Raw genomic sequence first — 16,374 nt, 5'->3', positions numbered from 1 at the left:
CCCCAGGAGCAGTGATGAACGCATCAGCGGCCGGAGCCGCCGTCCGCGACCGTGACTACGACGTGGTCGTCATCGGCGCGGGCCCCGTCGGTGAGAACGTCGCCGACCGCGTACGCGCCGCCGGTCTCACCGCGGTGATCGTCGAGCGCGAACTGCTGGGCGGCGAGTGCTCGTTCTGGGCGTGCGAGCCGAGCAAGGCGCTGCTACGACCCGTGGTGGCACGGGCCGACGCGCTCCGCGTCCCCGGGCTGCGCGAGGCGGCGGCCGGTCCGCTGGACGTCGACGCGGTCCTGGCGCACCGCGACAGGATGGCGTCGTACTGGAAGGACGAGAGCCAGGTCGACTGGCTGGACTCGGTCGACGTGGACCTGATCCGCGGCCACGGCCGACTCGACGGCCCGCGCCGGGTGACGGTGCACACGCAGGACGGCGACCTCGTCCGGCTGACCGCCCGCCACGCCGTCGTCGTCAGCACGGGCACCGGCGCGGCCCTGCCCGCGATCCCCGGCCTCGACGCCGTACGGCCCTGGACCAGCCGTGAGGCCACCAGCGCCGACCGCGCGCCCGGCCGGCTGGCCGTGGTCGGCGGCGGTGTGGTCGCCGTCGAGATGGCCACGGCCTGGCAGGCGCTCGGGTCCCAGGTGACCCTGCTGGTCCGCGAGGACCGCCTCCTTCGGGGCATGGAGCCGTTCGCCGGCGAACTGGTCGCCGACGGCCTGCGCGAGGCAGGGGTGGACATCCGCTACGACACCTCGGTGGCGTCCCTGAGCCGCGAGGACGGTGAGGTGCGGATCACGCTCGCCGACGGCGCGGAACTGGCGGCGGACGAGATCCTGTTGGCCACCGGTCGCACCCCGGCGACCTGGGACGTCGGCCTGGAGACGGTCGGTCTGACGCCGGGTGACTGGCTCAGCGTCGACGACACCTTCCGGGTGACCGCAGTCCCGGACGGCTGGCTCTACGCCGTCGGTGACGTCAACGGGCGGGCTCTCCTCACCCACCAGGGCAAGTACCAGGCCCGCATCGCCGGTGCGGTCATCGGGGCCCGGGCCAAGGGCGAGCCCGTCGACGACTCGCGGTGGGGCGCGCATGCCGCGACCGCCGACAGTGCGGCCGTACCGCAGGTCGTCTTCACCGTGCCGGAGGTGGCGTCGGTCGGCCTCACCACACAGGAGGCCGAGCGCACCGGGCGACGGGTCGACGTCGTCGACTACGACCTCGCGCGCGTCGCCGGAGCCCACCAGTACGGCGAGGGCTACCGCGGCAAGGCACGGATGCTGGTCGATCCGGAGCGCGGCACCGTGGTCGGTGTCACCTTCGCCGGCCCGGGTGTCGGTGAGCTGGTCCACTCGGCGACCTTCGCCGTGGCGGGGGAGATCCCGCTGGAACGGCTCTGGCACGCGGTGCCCGCCTTCCCGACGATCGGTGAGGTGTGGCTGCGGCTCCTGGAGACGTACCGGGGCTGACACCGCGACGGACCGGCCGGGGCCGTTCGCAGGGCCGATGCCAGCCCTGCGAACGGCCCCGGCCGCCCGCCCACGGCGCCGGTCACACCCGGCGCCAGCGCGCCATGGCGAAGGAGAACAGACCGAACAGCACGAGACCAACGGCCACCGCCACCAGCAGCCACGGCCCGGCGGGCGTGGTGGCGAACGAGCGCAGCGTGTCGTCGAAGCCCTTCGCCTCGCCCGGCCGCGCCTCGGTCGCGGCCCGGACGAGGAAGACACCGGCGGCGGCGAACACCATGCCCCTCGCCACGCCCCCGCCGACCCCGCACACGTCCGTGAACCGCCGCGCCCAGCGGGGCGTCTGCCCGCTGCGCAGGTGCTTGCGGTAGCGGCGGGTGACCGCCCGGCCCGCCATCCACAGCCCCGCGCCGACGGCCACCACGCCCGCCGCGCCGACGAGCCAGCGGCCCGCGGGCATCTCCAGGGCCCGGGCGGTCACGTCCCGGGACTGCCGGTCGCTGGAGCCGCCGTCCGACGACGAGGAGCCGCTGGCCATGGCCAGCACGGAGATCGCGATGAAGCCGTAGAACAGGGCGCGGGCCCCCGACAGCAGCCGCTTGCCGGTCTTGTGCCCGTCCGGCCCGGACGCCCCGAACAGGGCCTCGCTCAGCCGCCAGAGCGCCATGCCCGCCAGGCCGACCCCGACGGCCCACAACAGCAGCGACCCGAAGGGGCGCTCGGACAGCTCTGCCAGCGCACCCCCTCGGTCCGCCTGTTCCCGGGAGCCGTCGAGGGCGATCCGCAGGGCGATGACGCCGACCAGGACGTAGATGACGCCACGAGCGGCGAGTCCCCAGCGCGCCGCCGCCTCGACGACCTGACTGTCGGCCGCCTTACGTGCCCCGGACCGTCCGCGGGGGAGCAACATGGTCGATGAGTTCACGGTCCACCTCCGCGCATCGAATGCCCCGGCGGACCGGGCGAAAACAGCGGGCCGCCGTCGGGCAGGGGCGCTGAGCGGGAGTTCGGCCCGGCCTGTCGCCTAACGTTCCTCGGTCCCGCGCCCCGCGCCCTCCTCCGCGCCGGTGAGGTGGGCCAGCGTTCCGGTCAGCTCCAGCAGGCGTACGAGACGGTCCGGCATGTGGTCCAGGTACAGCCGTCGGCCGGTGGCGACCGCGCACCGGTGGATCATGAGGAGGGCGGCCAGGCCGGTGGAGTCGCAGGTCGCCAGGTCCGTGAAGTCCAGCCGCAGCGCGCGCGAGGGGGTGCCGGACTCCAGGTGTCCCCGTGCCACCTTGGTCAGTTCGTCCGCGGTGTCCCAGTCCAGGTCGCCGATGACGCGGACGCACAGGTCACCGGCCTCGGTCGGGACCGTCTTGAGGCGGAAGCCGTCGGGCAGCTGGAGTGTCATGACTTCGTACCGGGCGTCGTGGGAGGAGTGGCGCGTCCGCGCAGGACGCCGCTCCCCTCGGTGAGCAGGGTGACGGCGCGGGGGAAGTCCTTGAGTTCCTCCCGCAGCAGGGTGAGGGCCGGGTCGAGGACGCGGGCGGACACCCCGCGTGCCTCCAGGATGTCGCCGGTCCAGTCCAGGAAACCGGTGAACAGGCCGACGTCGTCGGTGTAGAGGGCCGCGCGGAGGAAGTCGACGACGTGTGCCACGTCCTCGGCCGTGCGCTCGTGCTGCGCGTCGGTGTAGGAACGCATGGCGGGCAGCCGTCGCTCCAGTCCGGCGAGGGTGTTCTTCACCAGCTGCCCCCTGCTCCGGGAGACCATCGTGTACTCCTGGTCGCCCAGATGGGGCAGGTCGTCGATGGCCTGCCGGGCGTTGCCGGGACCGGGCCGGGGCATGCCACCGGCCAGCAGGTCCGCCGCCGCGCGGGCGTCGGGAGCCCAGGCGTCGGCGCCCAGCAACCGGGCCCGGTGCCCGTCCGCGCCGAACGCGGCACCGCCGACGAGCACGGGGATGCCGATCGCCTGGATCGCCGTGATCGCGGTGTGTGCCGTGGGCAGCCGGGTGGGCAGCGTGGAGGACAGGGCGACCGTGTCCGGCGCCGTCTGGTGCAGATGGGCGATCAGGTGCGGAGTGGGGACCTGGGCCCCGAGGAAGTCGACCCGGTGACCGCGCAGCCGCAGCACCTCGGCGAGGATCCGGGCGGGCAGCGCGTGCCACTCACCGTCCACGCAGGCGACGGTCACCGTGCCCGCCGCTCCCGGCGTCACTGCCTGCCTGGCCGAAGGGTGGTGGACCGTGGCCGCGATGACGCGTTCGTGGATGGCGGTGGCCGCGTGCTCCTGAGCCACCGTCATACGGCCCGCCGCCCACGCGGCACCGACCTTGCCCTGCACCCGGGCGATGACCTCCAGCAGGACTTGCTCACCGCTCGCACCGGCCGCCAGCGCGGCGTCGACGACCCGGCCCGCCGCGTAGTCGTCGCGTTCGAGGACCGCCCGCCACAGCTCCTCCCGGGCACGGGCCAGCACCGCGCCCACGTCATAGTCGGAGGCGGGAGAGGGGGCGGCGGGGGAAGGGGTGCGTGTCACGCGGTGTACCTGCCCGGAGTGTGTCCGTCCACGGCTGTCAGATGGGTGTTGCGGGGTGTGGTGATGGCCATCAGGGCCATGTCGTCGTGGGAGTTGTCGCCGACCCACTCGCTCGCGAGCATCCGGATGTGCTCCACGACGGCCTCGGCGGGCATCCCGGCGCATTCGGCCAGGGCGCTGCCGAGCCGCCGCCCGCCGAAGAAGGCGTTCCGCAGCGGGCCGCCCCTGGCCTCGGTGATGCCGTCGGTGAACAGCAGACAGGTCTCACCCGGCGCGAGTTCGACGCCGACGGTGGTCGCCTTGATGTCGGGCAACGCCCCGACGATCGTGCCCGAGGTCGCCGTCTCCTCCACCACGCCCGTGTTGCGCACGATCAGCGGTCTGGGATGTCCCGCACTGGTCACCCGCAGCCGGGTGAGGTGCCCCTCACGCCGTACCGAGACCAGCACCAGCGAGGCGAAGCGGGTGTGCCGCCCGTTGAGCAGCGCGCCGTTGAGCAGCCGCAGCATGTTCGCGTGGTCGTCGGCCATGGGCAGCAGCGCCTGGAGCGTGTTGCGGATCTTGCCCGTCAGTACGGCCGCGTCCAGGCCCTTCCCGCAGACGTCGCCCAGCACGGCGAGGGTCTCGCCGTCCGGGCCGGACATCGGGTGGACGTCGTAGAAGTCGCCCCCGACGCGCTCGGTGTCCCGCGACGCCCGGTAGGTGCCCGCGAACTCCACGCCGTCCACCTGACGTAGCGTCGGCGGCAGCAACTCCTCCATCAGGGTCGCGGTGATGCCGGCCTGTTCCGTGTAGAGGCGAGCCGCCGACAGGGCGGCCCCGGCGCGCGCGGAGAAGATGCGGGCGAAGACCTCCTCGGACGGGTCGAACGCGGCGTGGTCGCTGCGGCGCAACAGGATCAGCGCTCCGGCCGGAACACCGTGTCCCGGCAGCGGAGTCACCACCACCGAACCCACCGGGCGCTCGAAGGCATCGGGCACGGCCCACTGCGGCAGCGCGGCCGGATCGATCCAGCGGGACGGCACGGGCGGAAAGCCCTGCAACGCCTCGGCCAGCCCCGGTACGGCGTCGGCGTCGACCTGTGCCGTCGCGTGCGTCACGGGCATCTGAGCGGCGCAGAGGGCGAGGGCGTGGCGACGGCCCGTACGCGGCGCCACCAGGACGGCCGCGTCCGCCAGGTGCTGGGCGGCCAGTTCGACGGTGACCTCCATGCACCGCCTGGTGTTGAGCGAGGCCAGCAGCCGGGAGGACGCATCGGCGAGGAACGCGGTGCGCTCCCGCTCACGGCGCAGCGCCGCCTTTGCCAGCAGCCGGTCGGTGTCGTCGACCAGCCACCACACCACGTCCCCGTTCTCCGTCACGGTCGGGTGGGCTTCCAGCGTCAGCTCACGGTGCGGGCCGCGCGCGCCGGGGGCCCCGACGCCGGTGCCGCCGGTCACCCGCAGGTGCGCGTCCACCAGCCAGTCGGGCACCGTCCCGGCCAGCGGGGCCCCGCACCGAGCGTCGGGAAACAGGGCGTCGGCCGCCGTGTTGACCTCCATCACGGACCCGTCGGCACCGGCGACCAGGGCCGGACAGGGCGCGCGCAGCCACGCGGCGCCCACGTGCGGGGGCAGACGTCGGGTGCCGGGCGAAGAGCCGTCGAAAGTCGTCATGCCGCTCATATCCGCATGGCGCGGACTCGATCGCCCTTCATGAGAAAGCAGTTGCTCCCACCATCCCCCACGAGGCCCCTCCCCATCAACCGTGCTCGGTACGGGGCCGAAGGGACCCGGCGGTGCCGGCGGAAACCGGTTCATCCGAACGACGGGTGGTGCGCTCGCGCTGAACCGCGTCATGCCGGGTACCGCCGTGACGCTCTCCCAAACCCGCCTGGGCGAAGGGCGATCCGAGAGCCCGACGACACGGCGGGGGAGAGGGCCCCGTACGGGGGTCCGGGGTCATGGCGGTCCCAGCCGCCGCTCCACCCCTCAGGAAGCCGGCGGAGCCGCCAGAGCCTGCTTGACCTGACGGGTGATGTCGTCCGCGAGGATCTCCGGCAGACCCGACTCGACGCCGTCCAGGGCCTGGGCCGCGACCACGGCGGGGTCGGTCTTCTGGTCGGCGGGGATGCCGCTGGCCATGTCGGTGTCCATGTACGCGACGTGCAGCGCGGAGACGGTGATGCCCAGCGGCGCCAGTTCCTCACGGGTCGCACTGGTCAGGGCCCAGGCGGCGGCCTTGGTCGCCGCGTAGGAGCCGAGGGGGGCCGGGTGCAGCCAGGACAGCACGGACAGCACGTTGAGCACGGCGCCGCCGCCGTTGCCCTCGATCACCGGGGCGAAGGCTCGGGTCATGGCGAGGGTGCCGAAGTAGTTGGTCTCCATCTCCAGCCGCACCGCGTCCGTGCTGCCCGCGATCAGCGGTGCGCCGGTGGCGACGCCCGCGTTGTTGACCAGCAGCGTCGCATCGGAGGCGATGCGGGCGGCGGCACGGATCGACTCCGCGTCCGTCACGTCCAGCCGCAGGGGGACGACACCGTCCAGGTCCACCGCCTCGGGGCGCCGGGCGGCGGCGTACACCTTCGCGCCGCGCTCCACGAGCTGTGCGGCCAGCTGACGGCCGAGTCCCCGGTTGGCTCCGGTCACCACGGCGACCGCGTTCTTCAGTTCCATGTCCGCTCCCGGCATTGAGGGCGCCCAGGGCGCCCCGTGCTGATTAGATTACGGTGACAATCTAAGCACCGGACTAAGATAGATGCCAGTCGACATCCAATCGGGAGGTGCCCATGGGGCGCGTGTCACAGGCGCAGGCCGAGGAGAACCGCAAGCGGGTCGTGGAGAGCGCCTCCCGGCTGTTCCGGGAGCAGGGGACCCAGGTCAGCGTCGCCGACCTGATGAAGGCGGCCGGTCTCACCCATGGCGGCTTCTACAAGCGGTTCTCCTCCAAGGAGGCGCTCATCGGCGAGGCCACCGCGCATGCCTTCGACGAACTCACCGAGGGCCGTGGCGCCCGGCTCGACGAGTCGGGCGGGGAGCGGGCGGCAGCCCAGAAGGCGCTGATCGACGTCTACCTCTCCACCGCGCACCGCGACAGCCCCGCGGACGGCTGCCCGGCCGCAGCCCTCGCCTCCGACATGGCCCGCGAGCCCGGCGAGGGCGAGGCGCGCCGCGTCTACACCGAGGGCGTGCGCGACTTCGCCCGCTGGCTCGACACCGACGACACCGACGGCCTCACCCGGCTGGCCACCATGGTCGGCGCCCTGGTGCTGGCCCGGGCCACCAACGGTTCCCCCCTCTCCGAGGAGATCCTGACCGCGGCACGCTCCGCCCTGACGGGCACGGCCTGAGCCGGGAGGGTGCTCGGATTGGCTCCGCCGTCGCGCCAGATCACCTCGGACACGACTCGATTGCGAGCTGGTGAACCTCAATGCGGCACACGGCGTGACCTACGAGCGTGTGACCGTGAGCTTCGGGCCGGGTCCGCAGCCGCCGCGCCTGCCGACGACCGATTCCCCGCCCGGTGCGTCCGCCGTTTCGCGAGGCGACGGGTTCGCGGGTGGTTGCATCAGCCTGATCGTGCTGCTCATCGAGATACCGGTCGCCGTCCTGCTCGGGCTGGGGTTGGCCCTCCGCGGATGGGGCCGCGCGGAGGAGCGGACGGGGACGCCCACGATGGACTGGGTCCCGGTCCTCTGGCTCGGCGGGTTCGCGCTGGGCACGCTCGTGGTCGCCGTGTTCTTCCTGTGTTCGGCCCACCCCTGGGCCGGAGTCGTCCAACTGCTCATCACGGCCATGGCGCTGATCTTCGCGATGGCTGCCTGGCACGGGGAGTACGAGCGTGCCCACCCAGCTCCGCTGCCGACGTGCCCGGCAAGGGCCGGAACGCCGTGCTCCGCAGCGGACCCCGCAACCGACCGGTAAGGCGACGCGACCGACCGTCAGGGCAAGGCAAGCCAGTCCGACGTCACGTCTCCGTCCCCGCGGGACTCGGGCATTCCGTGCGCCGCGGATGACGCAGGCAGGAAGCCACGACCACGAAGGGCCATACCGACTGGGCGAACGTCACAAAACGCTCGGCGATACCCATGGCGCCCTGCTGGTGTGCCTCGACCAGGAACCAGATCGCACCGGCCGTCATGAGAGCCGTCGCCCACAGGGACGGCAGCGGACGCAGGGCCCAGGGCGCGGACCGGCCGCGGTGGGCGGCGAGGACCGGCCACATGGCGAGCAGTGCGAAGCCGATCGCGGCGATCGACCCATGGCGCAGCGATCCCCCGCTGCTCGGCGTCGGAAGCAGGGCCACCATGAGGGCCGCCACTCCGCCCCCACCGAGCGCCACCCGTCCGGCGGTCGCGGCCGCGCGCAACCCCCAGGCGGTCAGGAGGTGGCAGACACCCAGGGCGAACAACGCGCCGGTCATCACCCAGAACCCGGCGGCCCCGTAGGCGGCCAGCACGCTGATGGTCTGGCTGACGGGATCGTAGGCGGGCCCTTCGAGCCGCCCCGCGATCAACCAGCCCGCGATGAGCAGAACCGGTGCGCAGCCTGAGGTGAGCAGGGCCCATCTTGGTACAACTGGCATCAAGTCACCATAAACCAGACAGCGAATGGATCCCGGCATGGCTCCGGCCCGTCCCGCCCGGCTTCGCGTCAGGACAGCCGCCCTCCGGTCGGCGCACCTGGCCGCGCGGCAGCCCTCCGCCCCACCCCGTCGCCACCCGGCAGACCGTGCAGGGATCTTGACCCTCCCTGACGCCGGGGTTAGCGTTCCGTCGCTTGACATTGATTGAAACGATTCAATCGCCTCGTCACGACACCTCACCTGGGGCACACCCATGCATGAAAACCTCTCGCAGCGTCGCGGGACGACCCGCCGTACCGTCCTCGCCGCCGGACTGTCCGTCGGCGCCGCCACGGTCCTCCTCTCCGCGTCCCCCGGCGCCCTCGCGTCCCCCGCGGCCACCGCCGCCGGGCAGCTTCCGGGCGCCGACTGGTTCGCCCATCCGCCCCGCTCCGTGCGTCCCAGGTTCCGTTGGTGGTGGCCCGACGGTCTGGTCGACGCGGACGAGATCACCCGCGAGATCGACCAGATCGCGGACGCCGGGTTCGGCGGCGTGGAGATCGCCGCGGTCCACCACAGTGTCAAGGACAAGTTCGTGCTGGACACCGCGCGCCACGGCTGGGGCAGCCGCCCCTGGCGGGACGGTGTGGAGGCCGCCCTGCGCCGGGCCGCGAGACGCGGCGTCACCGTCGACCTCACCCTCGGCCCCAGCTGGCCCGTCGCCGTACCCGGAGTCACCCCCGACGACGAGCAGGCGGCCCAGGAGCTGATGTACGGCCGGGTGGCGCTGACCCCCGGTGCCGCCTACGAGGGACCGGTCCCGCCGCCCGCCCACGCGCCCGCCCCCGGTGTCACCCGGCAGCGCCTCCTCGCCGTCCAGGCCGTCCGCGTCGACACCGCCAACTCCACCCGCAAGGAGACCGGACTCGACCCCGCCAGCGTCCGCGACCTCACCGCCACCGTCACGGACGGCAGCCTGACCTGGACGGCGCCCCCGGACGGCGACTGGGTCCTGCTCGCGTACTGGCAGCGCGGTTCCGGCCAGCAGCCGGAGTCCGGTCCGCACTCGGCGCCCGCCGCCTACGTCGTCGACCACCTCAGCCCCACCGGCACCGAAGCCGTGACCCGCTACTGGGAGCGCGAGCTGCTCACCCCCGCCCTGCGGCAGCTGCTGCGGGCCGCGGGCGGCGCCTTCTTCGAGGACTCCGTCGAGCTGGAGACCGACGGCCTCAACTGGACGCCCGGGCTGCCCGAGGCGTTCGAGAAGCGCACCGGCCGCCCCCTGCTGCCGTACCTGCCGGTCCTCGTGCTGGACAACAGCAACCAGGTGTTCGCCTTCGAGGCGCAGCTGACCCGGCAGATCCGCAAGGACTTCTGGGACACCGTCTCCGACCTGTTCAACCGTCACCACCTGCGCGCCCTGCGGGACTGGTCGCACTCCCTCGGCATGTCCCTGCGCTCCCAGCCCTACGGCCTCCAGACCGACGCCATCGCCTCGGCCGCCGTCCTGGACATCCCCGAGGGCGAGTCCCTCGGCTTCAAGAACCTCGACGACTACCGCTGCCTGGCGGGCGGCCGGGACATGGCGGGCAACACGGTCCTGTCCTGCGAGGCGGGCGCCTACAACGGCTCGGCCTACAGCACCACTTGGGACCGCTTCCTGCGCACCATGGGCGGCGCGTACGCGGCCGGGGTCAACCAGACCGTCGTACACGGCTTCTCGTACGCCACCGTCCCGGGCGTCGCCTGGCCCGGCTTCGCCGCCTTCAGCCCTTACAACGGCGCCTCCGGCTACGGCGAGTCATGGGGGCCCCGCCAGCCGACCTGGGACCACATGCCGGACATCGCCGGTTACCTGGGCCGGGTGCACCGCGTGCTCCAGACCGGCACCGTCCGCGCCGACGTCGCCGTCTTCCGGCAGACCGGCTACTGCGCGACCGGCATCGGCGCGTCCTGGTTCACCTCGACCGGCATCCCGCTCGGCTGGACCCACCAGTTCCTCAGCGGCCCGCTGCTCGACCTGCCCAGCGCGACCGTCGCCGGTGGCCGCCTGGCCCCCGACGGCCCCGCCTACAAGGCCCTGTTCGTCGAGACCGACTTCTTCTACGGCTCCACGCCCACCCTCACCATCGACGACGCCCGCAAGATCCTCGCCCTCGCCGGGGCCGGACTGCCCGTCGTCGTGCTGGGCGCGTTCGACGAGGCGCTCACCCCGGGCGTGCCCGCGGCGGGGGACACCGACCGGCTGCGCGCGATCGTCGCCCGCCTGCTCGCCCTTCCGCACGTCGAGCACATCACCGACAAGACCGCCGTCGGCGACGCGCTGGCCCGCCTCGGCATCGTCCCGGACGTGCGGCACGCCACCGCGTCCACCCTCCTCAACGCCCACCGCGCCACGCCCGAGGCGGACTTCTACTACTTCTGCAACGGCAAGCACGCCGAGACCGTCAAGCCGCCGGTCGCGGCCATCGACCACGACGTCACCCTGCGCCGCACCAACGGCGGCGCGACCGTCCCGTACCTCCTCGACCCCTGGACGGGGGAGGCCGTCCGGATCGCCCGCTACACCCGGGACGGCGACGACTTCACCGTGCGTGTCGCGCTCCAGCCGGGCCAGGCGACCATCGTCGCCCTCGGCCGGCCAGGACTCTTCGGGGACCGGCACGGCAACCGGCCGTACGCCGTCGCCACCGACGCCGAGCGGCTGCTGTTCACCAGCCGGGGCCTGACCCTGCGGGCCACCACCGCGGGCACCTACACCACCCGGCTCTCCCAGGGGCGTACCGTCACCACCACCGTCCCGGCGGTGCCCGAGCCGATCACCCCGACCCGCTGGGAGCTGGAGGCCGAGGACTGGCAGCCCGGCGCGACGGCCACCCGCACCGAGCGGACCCGGCGCACCCTGACCCTGGACACCCTGCTGCCCTGGTCCCGCATACCCGAGCTGGCCGACAGCGCGGGCGTCGGCCGGTACCGCACCACGGTCCACCTGCCCGGCGGCTGGGACGCCTCCCACGGCGCCCTGCTGGAGCTTGGCCAGGTCAGCGACACCTGCCGGGTGACCGTCAACGGCACCCCGATGCCTCCCGTCGACCGCATCCACCCCGTCGTCGACCTCGGCCCCGCCCTGCGGCGCGGCACGAACGTCATCGAGGTGGAGGTGGCGACCCCGCTCATCAACCGCCTCCGGGTCGCCCAGCCCGCGGTCTTCGGCGCCGTCGCCCGGCAGGACCACGGCCTGGTCGGCCCGGTGCGCCTGGTGCCGTACCGGGAGGCCGTCGTCTCCTGAGCCACCGGTCGTCACACTCCTACTGATGCGGCGCGCGGCCTGGTGCGCGAGAGTCTTCCTGGTGGCACCGGCCGATGCGCCACGGCCGCCGGGAAGGCCCACGTAGTCCAGGGAGGCAACCATGACGGGATCCGAGGCCGAGGCCGAGAAGGAGATCCTGGGACGCATCACCGAAATGATCAACCAGGAGAAGGACCTGCGTGACCGCCTGGCCAAGCAGGGCATCGACGAGTCGGCCGAACACGGGCGCCTGGCGCGGCTGGAGGCCGAACTGGACCAGTGCTGGGACCTGCTGCGGCAGCGCCGGGCCCGCGTCGCCGCGGGTCAGGACCCGGAGGAGGCGCACGCGCGGCCGACATCGCAGGTGGAGGGGTACCTCTCCTGAGCCGAAATCGGGAAGCCGAAGGCTGACCGGAGCGAAGAGGGCGGCCACCCCGATGGTGGGGTGGCCGCCCTCAAGTCCAAGTTGCAAAGAACTCGTTGCAAGCTTTCCTTTGCATAGCTATCTTTGTAACCATGAACGAGCCCCAGGACTCGCCCGTCCGTGATCTCGATGCCCGCTCGCTGCGCGGGCTCGCGCACCCCTTGCGCATGCGGCTGCTCGACGCCCTGCGCTTCGGCGGCCCCGCCACCGCGTCCCAACTCGCCGAAAGACTGGGCGAGTCGAGCGGTGCGACCAGCTACCACCTGCGGCAGCTCGCCGCGCACGGCTTCATCGAGGACGCCCCGGAGCGCGGCAAGGGTCGCGAGCGGTGGTGGAAGGCGGTCCACAAGGGGCTGCGCTTCGACGACGCCCTGCTCACCGACGCCAACCCGGACGTGCGCGGGGCCGCCGACATGTATCTCCACGAGGTCGCCACCACCCAGACCCGCGACCTGTCGAACTGGCTCGGCAACCGCCAGGCATGGCCGGAGGAGTGGAACCGCACCTGGGACATGAGCAGCGCGACGCTGCGGCTGACGCCCGACCTGACCCGGGAACTGGTCGAGAAGATGCACGCGCTCATCGACACCTACCGCGACCGCGCCGCCGACGAGGACGACACCGACACCGCCCAGGTGCGCATCCACACCCACGCCTTCCCCCTCACCACGGAACGAACGGAATGAGAGGCCACAGCCCGATGCGCCCCGAGACCCACCTCGCCCCGCACCGCACCCGTACCGCCGACCTCCGTGCCGAAGCCGACGAGTACCGCCTCGCCGCCGCGGCCCGACGCCCCCAGGGCCTCCGTACTCGTGTCGGCTGGACCCTCGTGGAAGTCGGTCTGCGGCTGGCCGCCACACCGAAGGCGGCAGCCGCCCTCTCTTAGCGCCCCGGCGGCTGACGTCAGCGGTCCTGTGCGGTTCTGATGAATGTGTGAATTGCAAAATTTCGCAAGTCCATACATGCTGGGGGAGCTGCGCCCGCTCCACCGGTAGCCGCGGGCGCAGCGCGGTCGTGTCCGCCCGGACGGGCGGGGTGTGGTGAGGGAAGTCGAGGTCGGGCGCGTGAGGACATCGGGGATCAGCCGGGCGGCGGCGCTGCTCACGGCGCTTCTGCCCGGCCGCGCCGACCTCGCGGAGATGCGGCGCGCGCCCCGGCGGGACCTGCTCGCCGGACTGACCGTGGCGATCGTGGCCCTGCCCCTGGCGCTCGGTTTCGGCGTGTCCTCCGGGCTCGGCGCCGAGGCGGGCCTGGCCACCGCCGTGATCGCCGGTGCGGTGGCCGCCGTGTTCGGCGGGTCCAACCTCCAGGTGTCCGGTCCCACCGGCGCCATGGCCGTCGTACTGGTACCCATCGTCGGCGAGTACGGGCCGGGCGCGGTACTGACCGTCGGGCTGATGGCGGGCGTGATGCTCGTCGCGCTGGCCCTGCTCAGGGCGGGAAAGTACATGCGGTACGTGCCCGCCCCGGTGGTCGAGGGGTTCACCCTCGGCATCGCCTGTGTGATCGGCCTCCAGCAGATCCCGAACGCCCTCGGGGTGGACAAGCCGGAGGGCGACCGCGTGCTCGTCGTCACCTGGCGGGCCGTCGAGGAGTTCGCGCGGCAGCCGAACTGGACGGCTCTCGGGTGCGCGGGGGCGGTGGCCGCGGTCATGCTGATCGGGGCCCGCCGACGGCCGGCCGTGCCGTTCTCCATCCTCGCGGTGATCGCGGCCACGGTCGTGGCCCAGGTCGCGGGCCTGGACGCGGCGACGCCGATCGGTGACCTGCCGTCCGGGCTGGCCCCTCCCTCGCTCGGCTTCCTGGACCCCGGTGCGCTCGGCACCCTGCTGGCCCCGGCCGTGGCGGTGGCGGCGCTCGCGGCCCTGGAGTCCCTGCTGTCCGCGTCGGTGGCGGACGGGATGACGGTGGGGCAGCGCCACGACCCCGACCGGGAACTGTTCGGCCAGGGGCTGGCCAACATCGCGGCCCCGCTGTTCGGCGGCGTGCCCGCGACCGGCGCGATCGCCCGGACGGCGGTCAACGTGCGTACCGGTGCCGGTTCCCGGCTGGCCGCCCTCACCCACGCCGCGATCCTCGCCGGGATCGTCTTCGCCGCGGCCCCCCTGGTGTCGAAGATCCCGCTCGCCGCCCTCGCCGGTGTGCTGCTGGCCACCGCCGTCCGCATGGTCGAGGTCGGCTCGCTCCGCGCGATGGCGAGGGCCACCCGCTCGGACGCCGTGATCCTCGCCCTCACCGCGGCGGCGACGCTGGCCCTGGACCTCGTCTACGCGGTGATCATCGGCCTGGCCGTCGCGGGCGCCCTCGCCCTGCGTGCCGTGGCCAAGCAGGCCCGCCTCGAGGAGGTCCCCCTCGACCGCGGTGACCACAGCGCCGAGGAGCACGCCCTGCTCGCGGAGCACATCGTCGCCTACCGCATCGACGGCCCGCTGTTCTTCGCCGCCGCGCACCGCTTCCTGCTGGAGCTGACCGAGGTCGCCGATGTACGGGTGGTCATCCTGCGCATGTCCCGGGTGTCGACCCTGGACGCCACCGGCGCGCTGGTCCTGAAGGACGCCGTGGAGAAGCTGACGCGGCGCGGCATCCTCGTCCTGGTGTCCGGGATCCGCCCCGGACAGCGCCAGGTCCTGGACTCCGTCGGAGCCCTGGAGGCGCTGCGGCCCGAGGACCGGGACCACGCCACCACACCGGAGGCGATCAGGGCCGCCCACGACCACCTGGAGTCGGCGGGCGTACTGCCCGCGGCTGCCGACCGGCACAAGCAGCGGGCGCTGCCGAACCCCGCCGGGTCTCCCGAAACGAGTGAGGAGTCCGTGCGATGAACCAGCCCTCGCCCGCCCCCGGCACGGCGGAGGCGCTGCGGCACCGGGAGACCCTGCCCTACCGGCACGTCCTCACCCTGCCGACGATGCCGGGCGCCGTGCGCCTGGCCCGCGAGACCGCCGAGCAGGCGCTGACGGAATGGGGGATCGGCCTGCGGCACCCCACCGTGGACCCCGCCCTGCTGATCCTCGGCGAGCTGGTGACCAACAGCGTCCGGCACGCCGCCGTCCGCTCCCCGCAGCTGACCGTGATCTACGCCGCGGGGCCGGACTCCCTGGTCTTCGCCGTGCACGACCGGCACCCCTACCGGCCCCCGCTGTACGGCGCGTACGGCGGCGGGACCGGCGGTCTGGCCACCGTGATGGAGCTGACCCTGGGCCTCGGCGGCAGCGCGGTCGTCCGGCCGGACGCCGACGGCCAGGGCAAGAGCATCTGGATCACACTGCCCCTCTGAACCCCTCCCACCACCCGCGCATCCGCTCACCTACCGAAAGACCCCTGTGCCATGAGTGACAACCTCCCCGTCTGCCCCGCCTGCTCCGGTTCCTACGCCTACGAGATGGGCGCGCTGCTGGTGTGCCCCGAGTGCGGGCACGAGTGGTCGCCGTCCGAGGAGTCCACGGACGGTGCCTCCGGGGGCAAGGTCGTCCGGGACGCCGTGGGCAACGTGCTCGCCGACGGCGACACCGTGACCGTGGTGAAGACGCTGAAGGTCAAGGGCAGCCCGACCGGGATCAAGGCGGGCACCAAGGTGCGCAACATCCGCCTGGTCGACGGCACGGACGGCCACGACATCGACTGCAAGGTGGACGGGTTCGGTGCCATGCAGCTGAAGTCCAGCGTCGTCAAGAAGGCCTGAGCCAGGCCTCGTCGAAGGCGAAGACGGGTCACGTGTTTTTATGGGCCACATGTTCTTGATGGGTGGGTGGGTGCGATGAGTACGCCGCTGTACCAGCTGAAGGCCGAGTTCTTCAAGACGCTGGGTCATCCGGCCCGCATCCGGGTCCTGGAACTGCTGAGCGAGCGCGAGCACGCGGTGGCGGAGATGCTGCCCGAGGTGGGCATCGAGCCCGCGCACCTGTCCCAGCAACTGGCCGTGCTGCGCCGCGCGAACCTGGTCAGGACCCGCAAGGAGGGCTCGAACGTGTACTACTCACTGACCAGCCCGCAGGTCGCGGACCTGCTGCGGGTCGCGCGGAGCATCCTGTCCGGGGTGCTCGCCGGGCAGGCCGACCTGCTGGCCGACCTCCAGTCCGCGCAGGGCGAGGTGAGGCCGCCGTCGTAGCGACGGCGGCCGGGCGCGC

The 16,374-nt window shown here is 73.0% G+C and carries 17 protein-coding genes; 11 read left to right on the top strand and 6 right to left on the bottom strand.

The annotated features are described in order from the left end of the window. Positions 1–14: 14 nt before the first annotated feature. The gene (locus KBY47_RS09090) at positions 15–1,466 is read left to right on the top strand and encodes an NAD(P)/FAD-dependent oxidoreductase (RefSeq protein ID WP_210920473.1); all 1,452 of its coding nucleotides are present in this window, start codon (positions 15–17) and stop codon (positions 1,464–1,466) included. 82 nt (positions 1,467–1,548) lie between these two features. Here KBY47_RS09090 and KBY47_RS09085 read toward each other — a convergent pair whose 3' ends face one another. From KBY47_RS09085 to KBY47_RS09065, 5 genes are all read right to left on the bottom strand, one after another. Further along, the gene (locus KBY47_RS09085) at positions 1,549–2,376 is read right to left on the bottom strand and encodes a DUF1206 domain-containing protein (RefSeq protein ID WP_210920472.1); all 828 of its coding nucleotides are present in this window, start codon (positions 2,374–2,376) and stop codon (positions 1,549–1,551) included. Positions 2,377–2,490: 114 nt separating this feature from the next. Beyond that, positions 2,491–2,859, bottom strand: a complete 369-nt coding sequence (locus KBY47_RS09080; RefSeq protein WP_210920471.1) for an STAS domain-containing protein — start codon at positions 2,857–2,859, stop codon at positions 2,491–2,493. Beyond that, positions 2,856–3,938: a cobalamin B12-binding domain-containing protein gene (locus KBY47_RS09075; RefSeq protein WP_308405111.1), complete on the bottom strand. Its 1,083-nt coding sequence runs from the start codon at positions 3,936–3,938 to the stop codon at positions 2,856–2,858. The genes KBY47_RS09080 and KBY47_RS09075 overlap by 4 nt, the downstream gene beginning before the upstream one ends. 47 nt (positions 3,939–3,985) lie before the next feature. Then, a complete protein-coding gene (locus tag KBY47_RS09070) occupies positions 3,986–5,644 on the bottom strand; it encodes a PP2C family protein-serine/threonine phosphatase (protein WP_210920470.1) in 1,659 nt (552 codons plus the stop codon). Positions 5,645–5,959: 315 nt separating this feature from the next. Beyond that, complete coding sequence (locus tag KBY47_RS09065) at positions 5,960–6,643, bottom strand: SDR family oxidoreductase (protein ID WP_210920469.1); 684 nt, start codon at positions 6,641–6,643, stop codon at positions 5,960–5,962. A gap of 113 nt (positions 6,644–6,756) precedes the next feature. Between KBY47_RS09065 and KBY47_RS09060 the strand changes: the two genes are divergently transcribed. Both KBY47_RS09060 and KBY47_RS09055 read left to right on the top strand, forming a co-directional pair. Next, a complete protein-coding gene (locus KBY47_RS09060; protein ID WP_210920468.1) occupies positions 6,757–7,317 on the top strand; it encodes a TetR/AcrR family transcriptional regulator in 561 nt (186 codons plus the stop codon). A 115-nt stretch (positions 7,318–7,432) separates the two neighbouring features. Then, on the top strand, positions 7,433–7,891 hold the full coding sequence (locus tag KBY47_RS09055) for a DUF6234 family protein (protein WP_210920467.1): 459 nt from the start codon (positions 7,433–7,435) through the stop codon (positions 7,889–7,891). 43 nt (positions 7,892–7,934) lie between these two features. Here the strand turns inward: KBY47_RS09055 and KBY47_RS09050 are convergent, their stop codons facing one another. Next, positions 7,935–8,552 (bottom strand): DUF998 domain-containing protein, encoded by a 618-nt coding sequence (locus KBY47_RS09050; RefSeq protein WP_210920466.1) that lies wholly within the window; start codon positions 8,550–8,552, stop codon positions 7,935–7,937. A 253-nt stretch (positions 8,553–8,805) separates the two neighbouring features. Between KBY47_RS09050 and KBY47_RS09045 the strand changes: the two genes are divergently transcribed. The 8 genes from KBY47_RS09045 to KBY47_RS09010 all read left to right on the top strand — a co-directional run bounded on the left by KBY47_RS09045 (position 8,806) and on the right by KBY47_RS09010 (position 16,355). Beyond that, on the top strand, positions 8,806–11,820 hold the full coding sequence (locus tag KBY47_RS09045; RefSeq protein WP_210920465.1) for a glycosyl hydrolase: 3,015 nt from the start codon (positions 8,806–8,808) through the stop codon (positions 11,818–11,820). A 121-nt stretch (positions 11,821–11,941) separates the two neighbouring features. Further along, entirely contained in the window at positions 11,942–12,205 is a 264-nt protein-coding gene (locus tag KBY47_RS09040) for a DUF2630 family protein (protein WP_210920464.1), read from the top strand. Positions 12,206–12,336: 131 nt separating this feature from the next. Next, positions 12,337–12,930 carry a transcriptional regulator gene (locus KBY47_RS09035; protein ID WP_210920463.1) on the top strand — a complete coding sequence of 198 codons (594 nt, stop codon included), beginning with the start codon at positions 12,337–12,339 and terminating at the stop codon, positions 12,928–12,930. A gap of 14 nt (positions 12,931–12,944) precedes the next feature. Then, positions 12,945–13,133 carry a hypothetical protein gene (locus KBY47_RS09030; protein ID WP_210920641.1) on the top strand — a complete coding sequence of 63 codons (189 nt, stop codon included), beginning with the start codon at positions 12,945–12,947 and terminating at the stop codon, positions 13,131–13,133. A gap of 253 nt (positions 13,134–13,386) precedes the next feature. Further along, positions 13,387–15,069 (top strand): SulP family inorganic anion transporter, encoded by a 1,683-nt coding sequence (locus tag KBY47_RS09025; protein ID WP_210920640.1) that lies wholly within the window; start codon positions 13,387–13,389, stop codon positions 15,067–15,069. Beyond that, the gene (locus tag KBY47_RS09020) at positions 15,066–15,524 is read left to right on the top strand and encodes an ATP-binding protein (RefSeq protein ID WP_247694438.1); all 459 of its coding nucleotides are present in this window, start codon (positions 15,066–15,068) and stop codon (positions 15,522–15,524) included. The genes KBY47_RS09025 and KBY47_RS09020 overlap by 4 nt, the downstream gene beginning before the upstream one ends. A gap of 51 nt (positions 15,525–15,575) precedes the next feature. Then, positions 15,576–15,929, top strand: a complete 354-nt coding sequence (locus KBY47_RS09015; RefSeq protein ID WP_210920462.1) for a zinc ribbon domain-containing protein YjdM — start codon at positions 15,576–15,578, stop codon at positions 15,927–15,929. 75 nt (positions 15,930–16,004) lie between these two features. Continuing rightward, positions 16,005–16,355, top strand: coding sequence for a metalloregulator ArsR/SmtB family transcription factor (locus KBY47_RS09010; RefSeq protein ID WP_210920461.1), 351 nt, complete (start codon positions 16,005–16,007; stop codon positions 16,353–16,355). Positions 16,356–16,374: the final 19 nt, after the last annotated feature.

This window comes from Streptomyces sp. B93 (assembly GCF_018070565.1).
Taxonomy (GTDB): Bacteria; Actinomycetota; Actinomycetes; order Streptomycetales; family Streptomycetaceae; genus Streptomyces.
The sequence above is the reverse complement of the archived record's forward strand: the minus strand, read 5'-3'. Positions and strand labels throughout refer to the sequence as shown.

Excerpts from the sequence above, each read along its gene's own strand:
- KBY47_RS09090 (WP_210920473.1), top strand. The coding sequence starts at position 15 with ATGAACGCATCAGCGGCCGGAGCCGCCGTCCGCGACCGTGACTACGAC.
- KBY47_RS09085 (WP_210920472.1), bottom strand. The coding sequence starts at position 2,376 with ATGTTGCTCCCCCGCGGACGGTCCGGGGCACGTAAGGCGGCCGACAGT.
- KBY47_RS09080 (WP_210920471.1), bottom strand. The coding sequence starts at position 2,859 with ATGACACTCCAGCTGCCCGACGGCTTCCGCCTCAAGACGGTCCCGACC.
- KBY47_RS09070 (WP_210920470.1), bottom strand. The coding sequence starts at position 5,644 with ATGACGACTTTCGACGGCTCTTCGCCCGGCACCCGACGTCTGCCCCCG.
- KBY47_RS09065 (WP_210920469.1), bottom strand. The coding sequence starts at position 6,643 with ATGGAACTGAAGAACGCGGTCGCCGTGGTGACCGGAGCCAACCGGGGA.
- KBY47_RS09060 (WP_210920468.1), top strand. The coding sequence starts at position 6,757 with ATGGGGCGCGTGTCACAGGCGCAGGCCGAGGAGAACCGCAAGCGGGTC.
- KBY47_RS09050 (WP_210920466.1), bottom strand. The coding sequence starts at position 8,552 with ATGCCAGTTGTACCAAGATGGGCCCTGCTCACCTCAGGCTGCGCACCG.
- KBY47_RS09045 (WP_210920465.1), top strand. The coding sequence starts at position 8,806 with ATGCATGAAAACCTCTCGCAGCGTCGCGGGACGACCCGCCGTACCGTC.
- KBY47_RS09040 (WP_210920464.1), top strand. The coding sequence starts at position 11,942 with ATGACGGGATCCGAGGCCGAGGCCGAGAAGGAGATCCTGGGACGCATC.
- KBY47_RS09035 (WP_210920463.1), top strand. The coding sequence starts at position 12,337 with ATGAACGAGCCCCAGGACTCGCCCGTCCGTGATCTCGATGCCCGCTCG.
- KBY47_RS09030 (WP_210920641.1), top strand. The coding sequence starts at position 12,945 with ATGCGCCCCGAGACCCACCTCGCCCCGCACCGCACCCGTACCGCCGAC.
- KBY47_RS09025 (WP_210920640.1), top strand. The coding sequence starts at position 13,387 with ATGCGGCGCGCGCCCCGGCGGGACCTGCTCGCCGGACTGACCGTGGCG.
- KBY47_RS09020 (WP_247694438.1), top strand. The coding sequence starts at position 15,066 with ATGAACCAGCCCTCGCCCGCCCCCGGCACGGCGGAGGCGCTGCGGCAC.
- KBY47_RS09015 (WP_210920462.1), top strand. The coding sequence starts at position 15,576 with ATGAGTGACAACCTCCCCGTCTGCCCCGCCTGCTCCGGTTCCTACGCC.
- KBY47_RS09010 (WP_210920461.1), top strand. The coding sequence starts at position 16,005 with ATGAGTACGCCGCTGTACCAGCTGAAGGCCGAGTTCTTCAAGACGCTG.